This is a genomic window from Sphingobacterium chungjuense (assembly GCF_011316935.1).
GTDB classification, from domain to species: Bacteria; Bacteroidota; Bacteroidia; order Sphingobacteriales; family Sphingobacteriaceae; genus Sphingobacterium; species Sphingobacterium chungjuense.
Map to the genome: position 1 here is coordinate 691,127 of NZ_WLYS01000002.1, position 21,764 is coordinate 712,890.

A 21,764-nucleotide genomic window follows, 5' to 3' on the forward strand; every position below is an offset into this window, starting at 1 on the left:
TTCTGATGAATAGTTAGTTTAGCTTATTAATTAACCAAACCAAAAATTTACAAATAGTATGAATTATGCAGGTCTATTATTAGCTCTCTTATTCTTGTCTGTTCATGTTTGTGCGCAACAAATTACGGGCGTCGTTCAGGATGGTTCGAGCAAACCAATTCCAGGCGTTACGATTAGAAATTTAAGTACGCAATCAACAACACAGACGGATCAAAAGGGAACGTTTCAGCTCGCTGGCCAAAAGGGACAAGTCGTTGAAGCAAGTATGGTAGGATACGAATCTAGTCGCCTCACCATAGGATCCGAAACAGTCTTAAAATTTCAAATCACAGAGAAGTTTTCGAATTTGGAAGAAACTGTCGTTATCGGATACCAAACCGTATCACGTAAGAAAAACACAGCCGCCATGTCAACAATCTCTGGTAAAGAGCTTGAAAACATACCGGCGGCGAGTTTTGAATCCATTCTTCAAGGACGGTTGCCTGGTGTCAATGTGCAAAACATTTCGGGCTCTCCGGGAAGTATGGGAACCGTTTACGTGCGAGGTAGTACCGGACTAAGCAACAATTTTGACGAAGCACAAATCTTGAGCAGTCCGCTTTATGTGGTAGACGGTGTACCGCAGCCGACAGAGCAGTACACCAACTTGAATACCGGTACGGGCACCAATTTTTTGGCCGGAATAAATCCCAATGATATAGAATCAGTTTCTGTACTCCGAGATGCTTCGGCAGCGGCTATCTATGGATCGAGAGCTGCGAATGGTGTCATTCTAATCACCACAAAAAAAGGTACAGGTCGAGAACCCGTCGTCATGGTGTCTGGCTATTCCGGATTAACCATGCGCCCCGATCTACGACCTGTAGCATTGGGAGCCGCCGAAAGACGGCAAAAAATGGATATTGTGAGAAACCAATTGAGTTATGCCGAGCAAATCAATCTTCCTCGCTTGCTGACAGATAGCTTGAATCCGGCATTCGATGGCAACACCAATTTTCAAGATCTTTTTTATCAAAAGGGTTTAGTGAATAATGCAGACTTAAGTCTTAGCGGTAATAGTGAAAGTTCCAGCTATCGGTTTAGTGCAAACTACTATAATGAAGATGGTATTATAAAAGCCACAGGATTCAGAAGGTTATCCACCAGATTAAATTTGATAAATAGGGCATTAAACAACAAAGTAACGATTAATCCTATCATAGCATATACTAATATGGATAGAGCTCGTGGTAATGGAAATGGTGTGAGCCCCTTGCCACTTGGTGCTGCCAATATGCCTTCATCACTGTTTGAACTTTCTAATACTCGAAAGGCATTTTATACCGGTTTGTACGATGAAAATTTGGACAAAAACTTAACGAATCAATTAACCTTCAATCTAAATCTCGACATTAAGCTACTACCTAAGCTGACACTAACCTCACAGACAGCTTACCAATATAATACGGGACGTAGGGATATGAGCAGACCTAGCGCACTGAACAATAACCGAGGAAATTCTGCATTTGCATGGAACTCAGCGCAGCAAAACTGGCTTTCTTCCAATTACCTGAATTATAGCGACACGTTTGGTAAGCATAGCTTAACCATGCTTGTAGGGCAAGATATAGTACATGATACCTATCAAGAAAGCTCTGCAGAAGGTTGGAATGGCAATTCAGATCAGATCCAAGTAGTACAAGGTTTTCTCCAAAACTACATGACGGCTTATTCAGACTACCAAGCATGGGGATTGTTGTCCTATTATTCCAGAGTAAGCTACGATTATGATAGCCGATACATCTTTTCAGGAAGTATACGAACGGATGGATCATCTCGTTTTGGTAAGAATAATCGTTTTGGATGGTTTCCGTCTGCGTCTGCAGCTTGGTTAATTTCTGAAGAAAACTTCATGGAGGATAATGATAGTTTTTCTTTGTTAAAACTGCGTGCTAGTTATGGAACAACTGGAAACCTGCCTAGCCAAAATTACTTATCTTATAATACCTATCGACTCAATGCCGGTACCTACAGCGGTGCCAATGCACCGAGTTACAACGGAGTCGTAGCGATCACGCCAAACTTTGTGAGTGGAGTTGCGCAAGATGATCTTACTTGGGAAAAAGGAATGAGCTGGAACATCGGTACAGATATAGAATTGTACAACGGAAAGTACAGCATATCCGCAGATATCTACAATAAAGAAACCAATAACCAACTCTTTGCAGTGCAATTACCGATCAATACGGGCTATGATTTCGCCACTACCAATTCGGTGGGTGTTCGGAATTATGGTGCCGAATTGGTGATTGGTATGAATCCATTATCGTCTTCCAGTCCGGTAAATTGGCGTTCCAACTTTAACATTTCCTATAACAAAAATCAGATCATGAAGCTACCTAATGGCGGACGCGATCTGGTGATGAATGGCGACCGGTTTGACGCTTCCCATATTTTGTCAGTTGGTAGTCCGATCAATGCATTTTACTTATTCCAAAATTTAGGCGTTTATTCTACCGTAAACGATGTACCTGTCAATCCATATACCGGAGCTCTTTATGGAAATGGCGGCCCTTATGGCGCTGGTATGTTTCATTTAAAAGATTTGGATGGAGATTATTACCTAGATTCCTTCCGTGATGGCATTAACCCAGATAAGTTGCCTATGGGAGATCCCAACCCTAAATGGACCGGCGGATGGAACAACGTAGTCTCTTACAAAAACTTCAGCTTATCATTTTTATTAAATTTCACACTGGATCGCGATGTGCTCAATTTATTTGAAGCGGATGCTTTTGCTACTGTATTCAACAATGCACAGTTTGCCGCAAAAAGCTATCCCGATCTAGATCGCTATAATATCTGGAAAAAAGATGGTGATCAAGCTGAGTACGCGAAGATAGATATGGGATCCTATCGCTATTATTATACTTCCGCACAAACGTTCTTCTTAGAATCTGGAAGTTACATACGTCTGCAAAATATCATCTTGAATTACTCGCTCAATCAGGCATTCGCTTCGCGAATAGGCATCAAAGGAGCGCGTGTTTATGGGCTAGTGCAGAACGTGGCTTCCTGGCAAGCTTCTAGAAAAATTCCTGATGCAGAAGCTATCAATCAATATGGTGAATACAGCGGTAATGGGTATCCTATACCTCGCAAATTTACAGTCGGTTTAGAGGTTACATTTTAATTAGCAACTTATGAAATCAAAAATTATATATCTATTGGCCATTGTCGTGGGAGGCTTTATGTACTCTTGCAAGGACTTCTTGGATGAAGTGCCAAAAAATGCGACACATGGCGGCGAATATTGGAAATCTGCGACAGATGTACAAAGTGCCTTAGCAGGCAACTATGCCTTGTTACGCAATGCGATTACAAGCGGAAATTTTAACGGAGTACCGCGACATTTCATTTATGGAGATGGAGTACAAGGTAATAACTTCACGATCCAGTATGATGGAGACGGATTAGAAGGCGTTCAGACGGGCGATTTTACATGGAGATACAATGTGGAATCTTATGGCAACTGGACTCCCTACATCAAGTGTATCACTATGAGCAATCTAATCCTAGAGAAAGTGGAAGGCATGAACGAAGATCTTTTCGCACAGATCAGTAATCCTACTCGTTTTAAAAATGAAGCCTTGGGACAAGCATATTATATCCGTGCGCTCACTTATTTTTTCATGACCCGAATTTGGGGAGATGTGCCACTTATTCTGGAAACAGAAGATGATCCTATTACAGCCGATCAAGCAGCAAGAGTCTCGAAGGAATTGATTATGAAACAAATTATTGACGACTGTCACAAGGCGGCTGCTCTGTTAAACTGGAATTACACCGATGTAAATGCCGCGAAAGTAACTGCCAATAAAGGTGCCGTGTATGCCTTATTGGCTCACGCCTTTTTGTGGAAAGCCACTACAACCAATCTCAGCAGCAATGATCCTATTATAGAAGATGTACTGCATGCTGATACCACCATCCAAGCGCTCAAGAATTATGGTGGTTATAGCCTTGTCGATACCGCCAACTACTATAACACTTTCATAGGCAAAAGCCGGGAAGGTATTTTTGAAATCGCAGCAAGCGAAGACAACTTAGAAGGCTCCACCAATCACATCGCTTCTTTTTTTCTCCGCCAGCAACATATCCCATTCAGGGCTGCTTCTTGGTCTCGTTTTTTTGTTCCAAAAACTTACTTAGATGCACATTATGAAAAGATGCCTACAGGTATAATACAAGAAACGGTCATACCTGGCCAATGGGTTTGGAATGAACCGGATTGGCGCTGGGATTGGGTACCTGAGCACACGGTAGTACAAGAGGCAATTAGCGACAAAATCACCGACATCCGATACATCAAAAACTTTGCAGACATCTCATTAGAGCAACCAACCTGTATCAAGTATCATAAGGTCAATCTACGCACGCCAGATGTGGCTCATATCAGCAATAATATTATCATCTTCCGCTATGCAGACATGCTATTACTCGAAGCAGAAATCGCTATTTACAAAAACGAACTTTCTGTAGCCGCTCAAAAACTCAATACTTTTCGAAGTACTCGAGATCCACTTGCCAAGAATAAGACGATTAGTGGTACGGATACCAGAGAAAACATCATGTTTCAATATGCGCTAGAGCGAAGTCGAGAAATGTATCTTGAAGGACACATTTACTACGATTTGATCCGCACGCGGCAATATCCGCAGTTCATTACATGGCTTAGCCCCGATCGTTTTAGACAAGGTGGCTTCTATTGGCCGGTAAGTCCTTTATTATTTAAAAACAATCCTAATCTGGCTCAAACGCCTTATTGGATCGGTAAAATCTAAATAAATCTATAATTATGAGAGTACGATATATATTTTTCCTAATGGCTGTGTTACTTGGAATAACGATGGCCTCTTGTGAAAATGATGATTATGCAAATGATGGGGGCAAATCGCAGCGATATGTCGATATGACCACCTATGATTTTCTGAAAAGTCACGGCAAATTTGACTCCTTGGTAGCCATTATAGACCGTGCGGGATTAAAGGATATGGTCAATGAACCAAACACGACGCTTTATGCCAGTACAGATTATAGTGTAGCCCCTTATGTGCTCGCCAAGAAGCAAAAACGTGTCATAGAAACCGGCAATGAAAACATCCAGTTTGGCATTAACGATATCTCTATCCGTGAATTGGATTCATTAAAGATGTACCTGTTTGAAGGTGCTCATATCCGCGAGTATCTCACGCGAGATAATAAGTACTTCACCAGTAGATTTGGTGCAATGAATAATTCCAGATTTCTAGTCAAATTACGTCGCGTGATTGAGTACACCGATTATGTTGACTACGTAGATTACGTGAATTTCACGCGCGTGATTGGAGAACTAGATAGTGAGCTCGGCCCAGATGCGATCTTGCTACCGCAAGATGTAGATATGTCTTACGATTGCCAAACTGCGGGAATTATTACCAAGACAGGTGTCGTCAATGTTTTAATAGATGGTCATAGATTGATGTTCAATAGAGAATCTGTTGGTCAATAAGTGATACCCAAAATATATTTATTATGAAAATACAAATTATTCTATCGATAGTGCTCGGTCTCTCGCTGCTATCATCATGCGAGAAGATCGAAAAGGGTTTTCTGAGCGACAATCCACGTTATGTTAACGGCACCATAATCGTACCAAGAGGAGGTATTTATGTGGCTTCGGAACGCATCGATGCGGACGGTTCTACACCGCCCTATTCTTTTAAAATGTCTAATTTAAGAGACCGAGTAACAGGGTTAGCAGCACCAAATGAGTTCTTTACCGAGTACGATGTCTTGATGTTTAAGAAGGGAGAGGTGTTCGATGCAGCCAAAGATACCACTACGGCCTTACTCAATGCCAAACGAGAAACGGTACGAAGCACACCTCTTGTCTTCAACCCGGCCAACGGGCAGCTAGTTTTTAATAGATCATCTTCCAATCTTCCTTTAGGGGAATACATATTTGATGTCGAGATGACCAATGTAAAAGGAACTACTTCTTTCCCAAATTTTGGTGTTGTGCGAGTTATCGATCCGTCGATCAACGATTTCTTTGAAGTAACCTATCAGGCCGCGTCGGGGTCGAATTCATCGGAAACGTTTTTCACTACTACAGCACCGCAAGTTTCATGCGAACGCATTTCTGCCGAAGGAGCCCGAATCATCCTCAAGATAGTCGACAAAAATGGCGTAGCATTCGATCCTTCTGCCAATCAAGTTATCAGAAGGGGTGACCGCCCAACATTTGAAAGCCATGTCAAATTCAATCCAGTTGTCGCGACTGATAGTGCACTAGTCTGCGATTTTGAAGTTGCGCCGTTCCCATTGAACATTTATCATGATGGCGTTACAGATTGGGGTTATTTGATTTATTACCGCATTCCGATGACCTACGCAACCGTAGATGGATATGCTACTAAAACGCTCAACGTAAATCCCGTATTTGGATTTCGAGTGAAGATGGAAGGCACGTATATCGTAACCGTTCGTTTGCCCTCTGTGACTAAAGTTTAACGACAAGACACGGATCTTAATCACTTTTTTGAAAAGACACGTTTATGAAAAAAAACAAAACTATGCGTCTTATCTGGACGATTGGACTGCTAAGCACTTTAAGCTATTCTTGTACTAGCGCCAAGGATGAACTTATACCATATGACTATTCTTACCTACCTAAACCAACACCGGATGCGGAAGGAAGCGGCGTTTTGCCGCCAAAAGAACTATACATCCCTAAAGGCGGTATTTGGGATGTACCTTGGAATAATAATTTCAATGACCCTGCCAGTAAGTACAGCTTATCACGGAAAATTGAAACCAGAAATTTTGCAATGCTATGGGATGCGCAGTTTGGCGCTGATCTGGTGGCTTCCACCGGTGCAAACCCAAATAATACATTAGGCTTTCTGGAAAGAACCTATGATTATTTTTCTGAAGAATTGAAATTCCTCGAGCATGGCAACTCGCTTACTGATAAATACAAAATGATTGTGTTTGTGCGCGGAGGAGAAGATCAGACTGCTTATGGAGGTGGTGCTATGGATTCTGTGGGCATTCTATGGATGCCTTCTACCAGACTAGGAGCGCCTTACACCACACTTGCCCACGAATTAGGCCATTCCTTTCAGTACATGGTCAAAGCGAATGGCCAATGGGGTTTCTCGAATAATACGCCAGGTAGTAATGGTCAAGCGATCTGGGAAATGACATCTCAGTTTATGACGATGATGGTATACCCAGAATGGATGACCATTGAGAATTGGCATTTAGTATCGTTTATGGAAAATACGCATTTGGCTTTCATGCACGAGAACATGCGATATGCCTCACCGTATGTTTTATTGTATTGGACAGACAAGTACGGGCTGGATTTCGTAAGTAAAATATGGCGCCAATCTGTGCGACCTGAAGATCCTGTAGCCACCTACAAACGCATACAAGGCAAAAGTCAAGAACAATTTAACGACGAAATGTTTGATGCCTATCGAAAATTTATCACTTGGGATCTTTCGATCATTAGAGCGACTGAAAAGAGTAAATATGCGAATCAGCATACCACCAAGATGTCATCCATTGGCAACAACTGGTATCGTATTACTCCTGAAAAAGCCCCGCAAAACTATGGTTACAATGGCATACGGTTGAATATCCCAACAGACAATGCTGCCGTTACCGTCGATTTTAAAGGTGTAGCAGGAGCCGCAGGTTATCGAGCTATTAAAACCGATAAAGCCGGTTGGCGATATGGTTTTGTCGCTTATCAAGCCAATGGAAATCGCGTGTACAGCGATACTTTTTCGGCAAAGGAAGGTACAGCCAACTTCACTGTCCCGCCTAACACAACCTATTTATGGCTGGTAGTTAGTGGCGCACCAACGGAACATTGGGAACATCTCTGGGATGAAAACACCAATAACGATGAACAATGGCCTTATGAAATTAAAGTAAATGGCACAACATTGCATGCTTCTGCAGTGCAATAATCTATTCTTAAAACCGTATTAAACAAACAAAGGCCATCCGAAAAGATGGCCTTTGATCATGAAGAACAATTAGTTAAGATTTAGCGATTCGCGGCTTTACAATGACCAGTCGTTGTTAAAAAATCCGACATCGACCAAACCAGAAGCTCCGTTGGTCAACATATCGATGGAGAAAAACATGTAATCCGGAAATCCACTCGCACCAGCCATATATTGATTGGCTGTGGCAGCTTTCATACCTTGGATGCCCGTACCTGTGATCGCACCAACAGAAAGTGTATTGCTCCCAGATTTTGGATATACAAAATAACCCCCCAAATCGTTAGCAGATTTTACCTTCTCTCCCATCTTCAACTGTCCGGCGCTAACCTGAATTGGACAATCTGCAAGCAATGTATTCCATGCGCTGTTTGTTTTAGCATTTCCAACTAGAATGATATTGCGATCTGCATATTTTGCGGGATCGAAATCTTTATCTGCTACCGCATCAAACGCGCCGTTACCGCGGTAGTACCACGATTCGGCATCGTAGCGTACTTTTTCCCAAGCCCAAGCATTCTCTTCGGCCGTACCTTGCGTGCCATACACATACACCATATTGTGCTGAAATGCTTCTTTAAAAGTACCATTTCGTTGTGGGCCTTTATGCGCTAAAGAAGGTTTAGCCACCAATTCCCATTTGTTGGCTTGTTTTTCCAGATAAATATGTCCGTCCGTGCTTTGAGCAAGCGACGATTCGATCACATTCAGACTATCCATAAATAATGTCAATGTTCCATTAGTACCAAATTCAGATATATCCAATTTCAATGTTTTCACATTATCGGTGCTACCCGTAATCTGGCGCTTGGCTACATCGCGCGATAGTTGGATATGCGAGTAAGCCAAGGCTTTCTCCTGATGATAGATCGTTGCCCAATAGTAACTAGCCGAGATACCCGGATTTGATGTTTTAAAGTCTATCTCGTTTACTTCGTTGCTCGATTTGCGTTGGTGCCATTTGAAATAGTCGAATAATGGTTTCCAATCCACACTTTCATTGCTATACCAATGCGATCCACCTGGATATTCGTAGTAATTGAAGTCAGGATGAAAACCGCCCAATATTTCACGCATTTGACGTGCATAAGTTACCGGAACCGTACGATCGGCATCGCCATGCAATACATATACGCCTAGCGGTTTATAGTTCGTTGCATAAGCAATAACATCACTTTGATTACTTGATCGCAGCAACGTATTCTCTAATGCGTTACCACCTTGATCAGGAATAATCCCATCTGCCGAACCATAACCTTTCAAGGTTGGATAACCCGCGCAAGGTGCAATCGCTGCCCATTTGTCGGGATAAGTAGCTCCAAGAAACCAAGTGCCATGCCCGCCCATAGAATGGCCAGTCAAATACACGCGTTTTGCATCGTGTTTAATCGATTTTTGCGCTAAGCCCAACACTTCTAAAGCATCCAATCTCCCCCAATCTTCCCAGTTGAAACCGCGTGGTCTACGATTGGTAGGTGCTACTAATGTGCCCCAATCTTTGGATTCGTAAGCTTGCGCTTGTCCTAAAGCTTCTACACCAGCACCGTGAACGGAAAAGAATAAACCTTTATCCGCAGCATCTCCACCAATCGCTGGATTAACCGCATAATACTGTATACTACCATCGATATCACTCACAAATGTCACACGGTAAGTTGTGTTCTTGTCTAAAGAACGTAGTGGAATCGTTTGCTCGTCTTTCACCTTGCCGTTTTGTACGAGTGCAATGGTCGCCGAAAGATCACCCACTTGGGTAACACCTGAACCATCTATTGCAGCTATCACTTTTCGAGTGCTATGTGCAGCAATAGCAGGTATTTCGCGCTCTACCATTTTGCCCGCAACGGTACTTCTGATAATCGTTTTTGGAATCACCTTGTCCGATGTATTCACCACAGTCACACCCAATAGCAAATCTGAATTATCACGGCCTGCTACGATATCTGGAAGCGTTAAATCTTCTGTAGCCAAGAGTACCGGTTTTTCAGAAAACACCAATTCTGCCGCCACGAATGTACCGCGCACGTAGAATTCATTCTTACCTTTTTTAAGACGAACAGGGATATTCAACCAGCCCATGCGATACGGATCACCCGCATGTAATTCTCCATTGACCAATACCGCGCTGTTTCCTTTAATATTGAGTACCGCATCTTCGTTTTTAGAAGATTGGTATGTTAAATACAAATAGCTTGAACCAAAACCACGGCGCTGCGGCATAGGAGTCCGTGGTACATTTTCCGTTTGCGCCGCGATGCGACCCGGACCGGGAGGATTATTTGGGTTAGACAGATTTCCGCCTGTATTTCTCTGTGGCCGAAAGAAACCAGCAGTATCGGTCGTGATTTTTAGCCATGAAGCTTCATCATTGCCATTCCAGGCTTTTCCTTCTACTGGACTTTCAAAACCCTTTTGATAAAATTTGCCTAAAAATGGATCCGCATATACCGCCTCACGACCATAGTTAAACGGAATTTGAAGAAACAAACCCTCTTCAAAGGTATGTTTCTTCTGTGCTTGCAACGTGAAAACCATACCCAGCGTACAGAACCAGGTCAGCGTAGATTTTAAGCTCATAAATGATGTCTTGTTTGATATATTCATAGATGGATTTTATTAAAAATTAAGGCCCTTTTGGTATGGCAGTAAGTCGATTTTCATCACCTTCCTTGTACGGTAAGTAAATCATCAAGAGCGTCATCATCTCCTGATCAGATTTCATATTCGAATACGAGAAAATATTTTGCGGTGGCGAAAAGGGATTGAAAGGGTTTGCCGCCGTGTTATCATACGCACATTCCATATGGATAACAGCCCCTTTAGGAATTTTTTTAAAATGCTTGTAGCGATACATTTCTTGCCATCGATAATCCCAGTCAGGTATATTGACTAACGGAATCGTGTCGTTATTTTCTAGCGTGGCATATACTTTAAATGATTTGCCAATGTAATGCATATGTGGCCAGATGTAGAGCATGGAAAGATCTTCACCTGGATTTTTAAATTTTAAGGAGTAATGACTGACTTTGTCGGCAGGAATCATAAAAAAGGAAGGCTGAATATCCAGTTCCCCTATTCCTCCAGATCCAAAACTGACCACTTTTACTTCCCGCTCAACAGGTACATCGGTAAAGAATAAATGGACACCATTGACCGACAACTCATCAATCGGCGTAGCCGAAAAATGTACCGTCAGCAAAATCACCCCCCGTTTTGGCATTTTCCAACCGATTTTAGGTGGATAAGCTTCTGCGGAAGCACCGGGAATCCAGCCGCCATAGTAGGCCATGGTTCGCTTGAATTTTTTGTAGGGATCATTGTGTCTAACTGCCCCATCCGTATGATTAGCCATTGCTGGAGCAGCGTGAATGTCTATTGCGGGATCTTCTATAATTTGAACCGCATAGTTCACATGATGAACGAGTTTTTTATTATTGGAAAAGAATTCGATCGCTTCTACGTCAAACGATCTGTCTAATTCGAACGGGATTTTGAATTCTACGAAGCGTTCTATATTATTGCCTTTTACTAAAAAGGTATCCGCGGTAACCATGGTCATATCTGCGGGACGACCATAGCCTGTAGTTAGCTGGCTGAGATCTTGTTCTCGTCCTTTTCTTTTTCCTTCTTTCGCGCCGGCATCCACCCAAGAAACAATCGTTCGAATTTCTTTTTCGGAGAGCGAGCGATCATTGTCAAAATGAACGTACTCATTATCGGCTTTCCAAGGTGGCATATAACGGGACTTCACTACTTCTTTGATAAAGGTAGCGCGTTTGGCTACATCGTCATAAGTAACTAATGGAAAAGGAGCTGCTTCACCATCTCGATGACAGGACACACATTTGCTCTGTATGATCGGCTCCACATCTTTCACATACGTCTGCGCATGTAAACGAGACATACACCAAAAATTGACGAACCCAATCAGGAGGACAGTTATAATTCTCATGACTAACGTGTATTAATGAAACAACCTTTGGCCACTGTATTTTTCACTTGAATTGGCTTATTTGCTAATAAACTAGCGATAGCGTCTTGCAGATAATGCTTTGTTACGGCCACCCGTTTTTTACCTAGTTCTTGCAAAGCATTGTCAATCGCTCCGAAATACTGCAAACCTGTGGTATCATACAGGGCTACAGATGGTGTTACGGTAGCTTCTAGCGCACGCGTAAACTGAAAATCGGGATCTTGATAAAGCGCCATATCTACTTTGTATTTAGTAGCAAATTGCTTGATATCTTCCAGGCTATAGGCCCTGCCAGGGAATACTCCTATAAAATCTATCTGTTGTTTGTATTGTTGACGGAGTTGGGTAATGGTCTGGGTGTATCTTTGGCAAAGAGGGCATTCTGGAGAAAGAAAAAACACTGCTATTGCTTTACTTACTTCGATACGGTGTGGTAACTCAGTAGAAACATCAATTAATATATGTTTCCCAAGATTCTGTCGCTGTTGTGCAGAAATTGGATGGCTTGATAAAACAAAAAAGCAAATCAATAAAAAGCGCGGAATCGACAAAGTATGCATAACCGAAATTTATTTAAAAATAAGCATTGAAACGCATGAAGCAAATAGCACCAGCTTAAGGCTGGTGCTATTGTAATTAATAAATTTACTGTTTATCCCACCATATTCTTCCTTGAATATCTGATGGCTGTCCAAATTCTGGATCGCTCATCATTTGATCCAAGGCGGCTTTCTTGTTATCAAAATTATACTCTCCAGCAACTGGGAATCCAATATTGAAACGACGTGGCATCTGCGAGATACTGCCCGTATTTGTCCAATCTTCGAATACTAAAGCCGTATTCTTGTTTGGCATGCCGGTACGTTTTACCAATGCCCAAGCCTCATTGAAGTTACGGAAGTAATTCAAATACGCTTGCAACACAATTTGTTCCAAACCTGTAGCAGCATTGTAAGCAATACCTGGTTTAGCTTTAAATGCGGCAATTTCTGCATCCGTAATCGCAGTATAATTAACAACCTGTGCCGCACCTGCTAGCTTACTGTAGAAACGCAACGAGGCTTCAATACCTTTGTTATACCACTCTGCAGCGTTTTCATTAGACCAACCGCGTTGTGCAATTTCTGCACGCATAAAGCATACGTCAGCATAGGTAATAACTGGAAAAATTCCCGTTCCAGTACCACCATCATTCTCTGGTTGAAATAATCTATCCTGTATACGTGATACCGTATCTAATACTACGGTAGCCGTGCCATTACGGATTGAAAGTGGAGAGAAGAATCGCAACTTAGTCGGATCATCAGCTGCTTCTGGATTTGAAAACTGTCCATAATAACGCCGTGTGTCATAAACTGCACTCGCCGGAATCACACCCTGCTGCTTTGCTGTAGCAAAATTCTCTGGACTCCATTGATTTGGGCGGAAGAACTGACGCAACCTTGGATCTTCATTATTCCACATGTAATCCACTACACCCGACTCACCTACGAAAAGACGACCGTTTCCTGTTATATTCCAGTTACCCCCCGCAGTAAAGCTTAACCGCGCAGGCAATGCCCATTCTTCAGCCTCACTGGAGATTAATCCTGCTGGATGGCTTAGTACGTCTTGTATAATAGTCTGTGCCCTAGAAGGATCGCGCTTCATTAATCGTAAAGCAATCACCAGGCGTAGCGAATTCGCCGCTTTTGCCCATTTTGCAGCATCGCCACCAAAGTAAAGATCTGCGCCTCCATAACTGTCCTGAGTCACAGCTTGCGGCGTGTTTAAAGTTGTTGCCGCGTCCTTTAGTTCTTGCTCAAATATGGTAAAAAGCTCTTGCTGGGTTTCGTATTTAGGGCGCAAGGTACCACCATACCGAGCTTGGAAAGCTTCCGTATAAGGAATACTACCATTCACGTCGGATACATACCATGCCTGCCATGCTTTTACAATACTTGGAATAACGCGCTTATACACACTTCGAGCTCTCTGATCTTCAGGCATACGATCAATAAGCACTTGTATATCTACCAGCAAAGGACCTATATCTTCAAAAAATCTTCCGTAACGATTATTGGCATTTGCTGCATTATCGGTTACTCCTATTCCATTACCAGTAATCTGCAAGAACACCCTTGACCAACGGCTGATGTAACTATAATTGTCATAGAACGCTTCAAAATCATTATCCTGCGTTCTTACGAGTGCTTGGGTAAAGAGATAATCAGGATTTGGATTTAGTACCGCATCTGGATCGGTATTAAATTCAGCATATTGGTCTCGGCTACATCCCATAAAGGTTGTTTGAGCGACGAGTGCAAATGCGATATATTTTAATGTCTTTAAAATTGTCATAACACAGGTGTATTAAAAATTAGTGTTGATGGTGAAATTGAAACTTCTAGTCAACGGCGTACCGCCTCCTAACATAGAAGCTGCTGAAGAGGTAGATCTCAAATCTTCTGGATTCAAATTATCTGGCAACGAGTTATATAAGTAACCCAAGTTACGAGCATTCAACGTCAATCTTAAATTATTCAACTTAAGTCGACTAGCTGTAGCAGTTGGTAAATCGTAGCTTACAGATACATCGCGCACCATAATCCATGAAGATTCAAAAGCGCCACGCTCGCGTATACCTGTTCCCCAGCCGTAAGCCGAGTTATAGTAGTTCACATCACTGATTGGCACTGTAATCCCACGTTCCGTCGTTTCCTGATAAGTCAATCCACCTACATCTTGTCCAGCAATACGTGTTCCTTGTGCAAAAACGCCATCAGGTATCACACCCCACGCTTGATTGCCAGCCGCATTCGTAAACTCTACACTACCTTCCGTGCCCGGTCTGCCCCATAGCGAGCTTGCCATCTGACCAGTCTGCATTGCATAATTGTAAGTCGGCGAATACACATAGCCACCAAACTTGGCATCTAGCATAAAGCTAAACATAAAGGATTTGTAACTGAATTGATTGATAATACTACCCATAAAACGCGGTAATATTGATCCAATCTCTTTTTCGCGCTCATTTCCTTGTGCATAATCTTGAGAACGTACAAACCTTCCTAGATTAGTACCCAATAGGGTCATCACGTTTTTACCATTGTTGACATGGTCTATAGGGTTACCACTGGCATCACGTGCCTGAAATAAAGCGTGACCATAATTTGAAACCATCGTACCATAGGTGCCGCCTACTTGGGCTATTGTACGAATACCATCATCAGACTCCAACTCGTGAATATCTACTCCAGGAGCCAATTCTAATATCTTATCTCTATTGCGTGTATAGTTAAAGAAGACATCCCATGCAAAATTGCCAGAGCGTACAGGAGTACCATTCAGTCCTAGTTCTATACCGCGGTTGCGAATGTGGCCACTATTGATCAATGCTCTTGTTACACCACTTTCTCTAGAGACTGGCAAATCGATAATTTGACCGCGAGTGTCTTTACTATAAAACGTAGCATTGATGCCTACGCGAGATTGAAACAATTTCATCTCGGTACCCACTTCCCAAGTACTACTTTTTTCTGGCCTTAAATCTCTATTTCCTAGACGCTTAGAATCAAAATCATACATTGATTCAGTAAGATATGGATCGCGCGGCACATAAAAACCAGTCATCGCGTTGTAGGTGCTAGTTCCTTTACCAACCTGATTATATGATGCACGAAGTTTACCAAATGAGAATATATCTCTATTGAGATCTAACATATCAGAAAATACCCAAGCCGCATCTGATCCATAATAGAAGTAAGAATAATTACCCGTTCCATCTGGGTAAACCAAACTAGAATCCCAATCATTACGTCCGTACAAATTGAGCGTTAATGCATTTTTGTAATCGACTGCTGTTTGAAAGATTGCTGAAACAGTTCTCTTTTGATTTGGTTTTTCTTCGGACACAATCGCACGTGCTCTTGAATTGCTCAAACGGAATACATCTGGAGTTACCATACCATCTGTACGAGCAGAAATACCATTTCTAGATGAGTGATTTAATTCTAGACCGGCCTGTCCCATAACTTCAAAATCACCATAGGTACGGATCGCACGTAAACTGTTGATATATCGTGTTTGCAATACTCTGGATGAATAGTTACTATAGTTACCATTAGTAAAACCCGCGTCCATACCGCGGTTCATCATCTGACGATTGGTGGCAAACAAGTTGGCGCTAAAATTACTTTCCAAGGTAAGCCATTCTGTAAAATTAATACGGCTATTTAAGTTACCTCTAAAGTTATCCTCGGACTGCAACTGGCGATTTTGATACAACATAAATAACAATGGTGTCTTATTGGATGCATCTGCACGATTAACACCACCGTTCAACGGATCAATATAATTATCTCTCCAATAAGCTAAATCATATTGACGAGGCACACCAAAAGATAAGCCATACAGAATGTTGTTTGACATATTCCAGCGATCACCGCCATACTGTGGGTTAAAAGCTGCATTGTTGACATAGCTTACACCTCCATCTAATTGAATCGCATTGCCAAGTCGCTGTGTCGCTCTTAGATTAAAATTGTTCCTATTCATCTTGTTATTTGGCGACACCCCTTTTGCGTAGGTATTAGTATACGAGAAACGAAATGTTGTGCGTTCGTTACCCCCCTGTAATGACAAGTTGCTGTTCGAATAACGACCAGTTTCGTAAATATCCAATGGACTATTATTTGCCTGAAACGGAACAAGTAAACCGTTTACGTCCCGTACAGTACGACCATCGAATTTAGGACCAAAACTATAGGCATAATTGGTCGTCGGAATGATCTCGATACCATCTTCACCTACCGCGTATACTGCATTAGGATTAGTACCTGGTCCATAGATGTCCTGAAAGTCTGGCGTAGCATAGGCTTGTTCAAAACCTTGTGTATGTGAAAATCCGATTCCGAAACCACGTTGTGAGTAACCTTTTTTGGTCGTAATCATGATCACACCATTACTTGCACGGCTACCGTACAATGCCGTCACCGAACCACCGTTTAGCACCGAAATAGATTCAATATCATCTGGGTTGATGTTTTTCAGAATGTTACCAAAGTCCTGGTCACCACCACGGTGTGGTAACACTACTTCTTCATCCATGATGATACCATCTACTACAATAAGCGGCGCATTACCGAATGGATCCAACGAGCCTGCTCCACGGATTAAAAAGCGAGTAGATGACTGTGGGCCACCTGTACCCACATTAACCTGTAGTCCGGGTACCATACCTTGCAAAGCGGCAATTGGATTGATCGCATTGGTTTGTCTAATTTGGTCACCAGAGATCTGCGTCATGGCGTATCCCAATTGCCGACGCTGCCTTTGTTCTCCCAATCCAGTTACCACCACTTCATCAATGTTTCCGGCATCGGCCGCTAAATCAATATTGATGTTTGCTTGTGCACCAACTTGAATTTCTGACGTGATATAGCCGATACTTGAGAAGCGTAAACGATCCCCAGAAGTGGCCGTGATTGTAAAGCGACCTCGCCCATCAGTCTGAGCGACCCGATTTGTTCCGACCAAGGTTACCGTAACACCTGGCAATGGTCCATTCACATCTTTCACCGTACCGGTGACGTGTGGTTGTTGCGCAAACACTGCTCCGATGGCAAATACCATCAACAGCAGCAAGGCGCATGTTTTGAAATTGATTTGATTCATAATTATTATTGATTTGGTAATGTGCTGGCTAAAGATTTGGTTGTTAAGCTAGAAAAATCGAGTTCCTGAACAGCTAAGGCATAGGTTCCAATGAGCTGCGGATGTTCAATATTTGAGATGATAATTTTGGTAAATCGTGCAATATGTGGTATGGCATATTTTTGTATCGCAATCTGTATTTCTGGTAGCAGGATGGCATCCATTTTGGCACCACGACCACTAATGGTGATATATTCGGGATTGATGATATGGATTAAGGTTGCAATACCTTTACCTAGCATTCCTGCAATTTTTTGTGCTTCTTCCGCTGCGAGCTGATCACCCCGATTAACTGCATCGATAAATTCATCGCCCGAGATCTTACCATGTTGGTGATAGGTGCCGGCCAATAAAGAAACCTCTCCACTATTGATTCGCTGTGTAACCGCCGCTAACGCAATGCTTAAAGAAGCGCTCACCTCTAAACAACCACGCTTGCCACACGAGCATAGCAATTCTGTGTCCGCTAGCGGAATATGGCTAAACTCCCCCGCATGACCACTATGACCCTTAAAAAGTTTGCCATCTATGATGATACCCAAACCAACGCCCCAGTTTAGGTTGACCACCAAAAGATCCTTTGCATATTTTTGATCACCAAATGATTTTTCGGCCATGGCTATAGCTACCGAGTCATTTTCTATAACCACAGGAATTTGGAATAAAGACTGTAGTTCCTCTTTAAGGTGATAAAACGGATCAGACTGCGGATAGGAATTGTTGACACCCGTATGAGAATCGATAAAGCCAGGCATGGATAAACCTATAATACAGATCTGTCGACTTCCGTATTGCGCTATAAATTCCTTACACGATTCTACAAGCTGCCCATAGGCCTTTTCGGTATTTATTAATGGGTTATACAGATGCTTAATGTCGCCAATTGCATTTCCTGAGATGTCATAAAGAGCGAATGAGGTATAAAACTGATCAATAGCAACAGATAGAACATAAGGTAGGTGCTCGACGTTCAGAGCAAAACGCTGCGCTCTTCTTCCACCCGTAGAGGGAGCCAGCCCTTGCTCAATGACGAGCTCTGCTTCCAGCAGGCAGTTGATTATCCCGGTTATGTTAGGAATACTCTTGTTTATCAATTGTGACAGCTCTGCAATGGAATGCTCACGGTTAATCGAGAGACACCTCATTACTTGGCTAATAGATTTGGCCATGGGTAGAAAATAAGAGCATGTACGATAGATGGTACAGGCTAATAAGATTTGGTTTGTTAATAATATGTGGCAGCAAGATAATAACAAATTGTTATCAAATTAAAATCTTTTTAATTTTTTTATAAAGAAATTTTAACGGAGCTGACTTTATAAGCAGAAATTTGATTTTGCGAATAGGCTTATAATATTCTTAAAATCAGAAATATAAAAACCACAAATCCCGAATATTTCGGGACTAATGCACTTATCTTAAATGGTGAAAATTTTTTTGGATAATTTATACTTCTCAGTACGCGTACTCAACATCATATTTTTTCCTATTGTGGAGCAAAAGAAAAAATCAATATTAAATCTTATTATTAGTCAATTACAACCAATCAACCTTTTCTACAATCTGCTAGTACACTACAGCCTACAACCCTATCATAGCACATCCTTAAAAACCGTCCGAACTATGCTTATTTGACTTTAAACACCGTCCTCTCGGCTCGTCACCCTCCTGCAGGATAATATCCGAATGTAGAAACGCTGCGGCTTCTGCCGAATCTTTCACTTTAGTCGCACTACGCGCTAACATTTCCGACTCAAACTCGTTGAGTACACTTTCTCGTAGCCCTACTGTTCTCCATGGAATGTGCGGATTACAACCTTTATAGATTCCTCGCGCTAGCTGTAGTGCATCCAATAATGCTTGATTCGCCCCTTGCCCTTTAAAAGGACTCATTGGATGAGCAGCATCTCCGATCAGTGTTACTGCACCTACACCCGCCATAGATGTTTGCTGAAGTAGTGTACGATCGTACACAGGATATCCAGAGATTTGAGCTTCTAGCGTGGCCACTAGAATCTGAGGGATTGGGTCATGCCATTGCGTTCTGCGGCAAGCTTCTTCTTTTAGCGCCGAAGATCCCGCAATACTTAGGGCCTTGGCCTCTTCTATGTCCATGGGAAAGCTCAATTGCCACATGATAGAATCTGATGTATAAGGCATTATATAAATGCGCTCATTGCCGTTAGCCGTTTGAAAAACAGTGGCAGAATCTAATAGCTCAGAATCTACGTTCGCAATCGCAGCTAGTGGACAGATACCGAGTATGACGATGCAGCCCAGATAACGTAAAGGTCGAAGGCCTTCGTCAAATAGCAATCTACTTACGGAACTGCGGATACCATCCGCTCCAACCACCAGATCTGCCCTAGATCGCTTTATCTCTCCATCTATCTGAAAACTCAGTTCGAAACCAGTATCATCCGATCGCTTAAAATCGACTAACTGATGACCCCAATGTATAGCCGCGTGGTTACCCAATTGCTTAAACAATTCTAGGCGAAGAGATTGCCTGCCGATATGTATATTTGAACGCTTCGGGTAGGCGATGGAATCTGACGGAATCCATCTTCTAACTCCCCACTCACCAATTACTTTTCCGGCTGTATTATGTACCACATGTCGTGTTGAAATGACGCCTTGCTTTAGAGAGAAAATACCCAACCCTTCAATAGCTTTGCTGGCCTGTTGTAAGGTAAGTCCATAACCCTGAGACCGGGTATTGAAGTCTCTATCACGCTCATATAACGAAAAAGGAATTCCGCGATGCAATAATGCAACAGCTAATGCTACGCCCCCAATTCCGCCGCCAATAATAGCCACATGCGGATAATTTTCATGATCTACCAATGGTGAGTTCGCCGCTGGGATTAAGCCAGATCCAGCGCAGTTCGGACAGGAATAGCGGTGCGCTTTGGGGCGAACTGGAGCTGTACCTTGTCCTCCCATTTGCTCAAATTGAGCCAGGGCCAATTGGTGCTGAATCCGTACTTTTTTACGAAGCTTACGGCTTTTCTTTCCCTCCCCACGACACTCTGGGCAGATAGTCCAGCTGGTATGTTGATCTTCCAATGTTCTATTTTTTACTTATTCGAAATAAAGATGAGAGCTACAATTCCTATTTCACAAACTTTGAAAAGCTTACCACATTTATAACCACCTAAAAGTACTAACAAATTATTTTAAACTAGGCCTGAACGTATATCCTTCATAAGGTAAGGGGAAAAGAAAATCATCCGCATCAATTAAGAAAATCCATATTATGTGATGATTACGGATCAACGGTTAATAACTTAAAATAAAAAAGACGACGTCTGGAGCAACGTCGCCTTTAAAGTGAGAATAAATCCTCGTACGCCAAAAGGGATTCGAACCCCTGACCGACGGTTTAGAAAACCGTTGCTCTATCCAACTGAGCTATTGGCGCGTTTTATAGTGGAGCAAAAGTAGCCATTTGTCGCAGAAATGCAAAATTATTTTATCAATTTCTACCACAACTTAAAGATGCCCTTCTTCGTTCAAACAAGCATTAGACCATTTTGTTGAATGATAAAATTATTTACTGATCAGACGGAGAATGTATTTAACTGCTGTACAGCTAATTGTTTCGATGTACACCGAAAAGCCTGTTCAAGGCATCAAATATTTTAAAATTAAATTTTGCGAATCTGTTCAGAATTTCTACTTTTGTCGCGGAGAGTTGGCAGAGTGGTCGAATGCGGCAGTCTTGAAAACTGTTGACTGTCACAGGTCCGGGGGTTCGAATCCCTCACTCTCCGCTTAAAAATCCTTCATCGAAAAATGAGGGATTTTTTGTGTTGTGAGGAGTCGAACAGAAGCGTTGGCCGGGGTTCGATTCTAGAAGGCTCAAGGTCGTGCGCGGGGTGCTGAGCGGCTGAGCCAATCCGGAACGCTCCGCTTAAAAATCCTTCATCGAAAAATGAGGGATTTTTTGTGTTGTGAGGAGTCGAACAGAAGCGTTGGCCGGGGTTCGATTCTAGAAGGCTCAAGGTCGTGCGCGGGGTGCTGAGCGGCTGAGCCAATCCGGAACGCTCCGC

12 protein-coding genes and 2 tRNA genes are annotated in these 21,764 nt (G+C 42.4%); 6 read left to right on the top strand and 8 right to left on the bottom strand.

Annotated elements, in window-relative coordinates:
- Positions 1-58: 58 nt before the first annotated feature.
- From GKO22_RS07705 to GKO22_RS07725, 5 genes are read left to right on the top strand one after another with little or no spacing between them, the layout of a single operon-like run.
- Complete coding sequence (locus GKO22_RS07705; RefSeq protein WP_166333797.1) at positions 59-3,172, top strand: SusC/RagA family TonB-linked outer membrane protein; 3,114 nt, start codon at positions 59-61, stop codon at positions 3,170-3,172.
- A 10-nt stretch (positions 3,173-3,182) separates the two neighbouring features.
- Positions 3,183-4,823 carry a RagB/SusD family nutrient uptake outer membrane protein gene (locus tag GKO22_RS07710; RefSeq protein ID WP_166333799.1) on the top strand — a complete coding sequence of 547 codons (1,641 nt, stop codon included), beginning with the start codon at positions 3,183-3,185 and terminating at the stop codon, positions 4,821-4,823.
- A 41-nt stretch (positions 4,824-4,864) separates the two neighbouring features.
- Positions 4,865-5,530 (top strand): hypothetical protein, encoded by a 666-nt coding sequence (locus tag GKO22_RS07715; RefSeq protein WP_166333800.1) that lies wholly within the window; start codon positions 4,865-4,867, stop codon positions 5,528-5,530.
- A gap of 23 nt (positions 5,531-5,553) precedes the next feature.
- Positions 5,554-6,534, top strand: coding sequence for a hypothetical protein (locus GKO22_RS07720; RefSeq protein WP_166333801.1), 981 nt, complete (start codon positions 5,554-5,556; stop codon positions 6,532-6,534).
- Between the two features lie 44 nt (positions 6,535-6,578).
- Positions 6,579-8,003 (top strand): DUF6055 domain-containing protein, encoded by a 1,425-nt coding sequence (locus tag GKO22_RS07725; RefSeq protein ID WP_166333802.1) that lies wholly within the window; start codon positions 6,579-6,581, stop codon positions 8,001-8,003.
- A gap of 96 nt (positions 8,004-8,099) precedes the next feature.
- Here the strand turns inward: GKO22_RS07725 and GKO22_RS07730 are convergent, their stop codons facing one another.
- The 8 genes from GKO22_RS07730 to GKO22_RS07765 form a co-directional block, all read right to left on the bottom strand.
- Positions 8,100-10,646, bottom strand: coding sequence for a carboxylesterase family protein (locus GKO22_RS07730; protein ID WP_240920189.1), 2,547 nt, complete (start codon positions 10,644-10,646; stop codon positions 8,100-8,102).
- A 19-nt stretch (positions 10,647-10,665) separates the two neighbouring features.
- Positions 10,666-11,994, bottom strand: a complete 1,329-nt coding sequence (locus tag GKO22_RS07735) for a c-type cytochrome (protein ID WP_206367842.1) — start codon at positions 11,992-11,994, stop codon at positions 10,666-10,668.
- A 2-nt stretch (positions 11,995-11,996) separates the two neighbouring features.
- Positions 11,997-12,575, bottom strand: coding sequence for a redoxin domain-containing protein (locus tag GKO22_RS07740; RefSeq protein WP_166333803.1), 579 nt, complete (start codon positions 12,573-12,575; stop codon positions 11,997-11,999).
- A gap of 85 nt (positions 12,576-12,660) precedes the next feature.
- Entirely contained in the window at positions 12,661-14,355 is a 1,695-nt protein-coding gene (locus GKO22_RS07745) for a SusD/RagB family nutrient-binding outer membrane lipoprotein (RefSeq protein WP_166333804.1), read from the bottom strand.
- 12 nt (positions 14,356-14,367) lie between these two features.
- Positions 14,368-17,670 carry a SusC/RagA family TonB-linked outer membrane protein gene (locus GKO22_RS07750; protein ID WP_166333805.1) on the bottom strand — a complete coding sequence of 1,101 codons (3,303 nt, stop codon included), beginning with the start codon at positions 17,668-17,670 and terminating at the stop codon, positions 14,368-14,370.
- 5 nt (positions 17,671-17,675) lie between these two features.
- Complete coding sequence (locus GKO22_RS07755) at positions 17,676-18,878, bottom strand: ROK family protein (protein WP_166333806.1); 1,203 nt, start codon at positions 18,876-18,878, stop codon at positions 17,676-17,678.
- A 436-nt stretch (positions 18,879-19,314) separates the two neighbouring features.
- On the bottom strand, positions 19,315-20,778 hold the full coding sequence (locus tag GKO22_RS07760; protein ID WP_166333808.1) for an FAD-dependent monooxygenase: 1,464 nt from the start codon (positions 20,776-20,778) through the stop codon (positions 19,315-19,317).
- 281 nt (positions 20,779-21,059) lie between these two features.
- Positions 21,060-21,133: transfer RNA gene (locus GKO22_RS07765), tRNA-Arg, on the bottom strand.
- 267 nt (positions 21,134-21,400) lie between these two features.
- Here GKO22_RS07765 and GKO22_RS07770 point away from each other — a divergent pair.
- Positions 21,401-21,485 (top strand) — tRNA-Ser (locus tag GKO22_RS07770).
- Positions 21,486-21,764 lie beyond the last annotated feature (279 nt).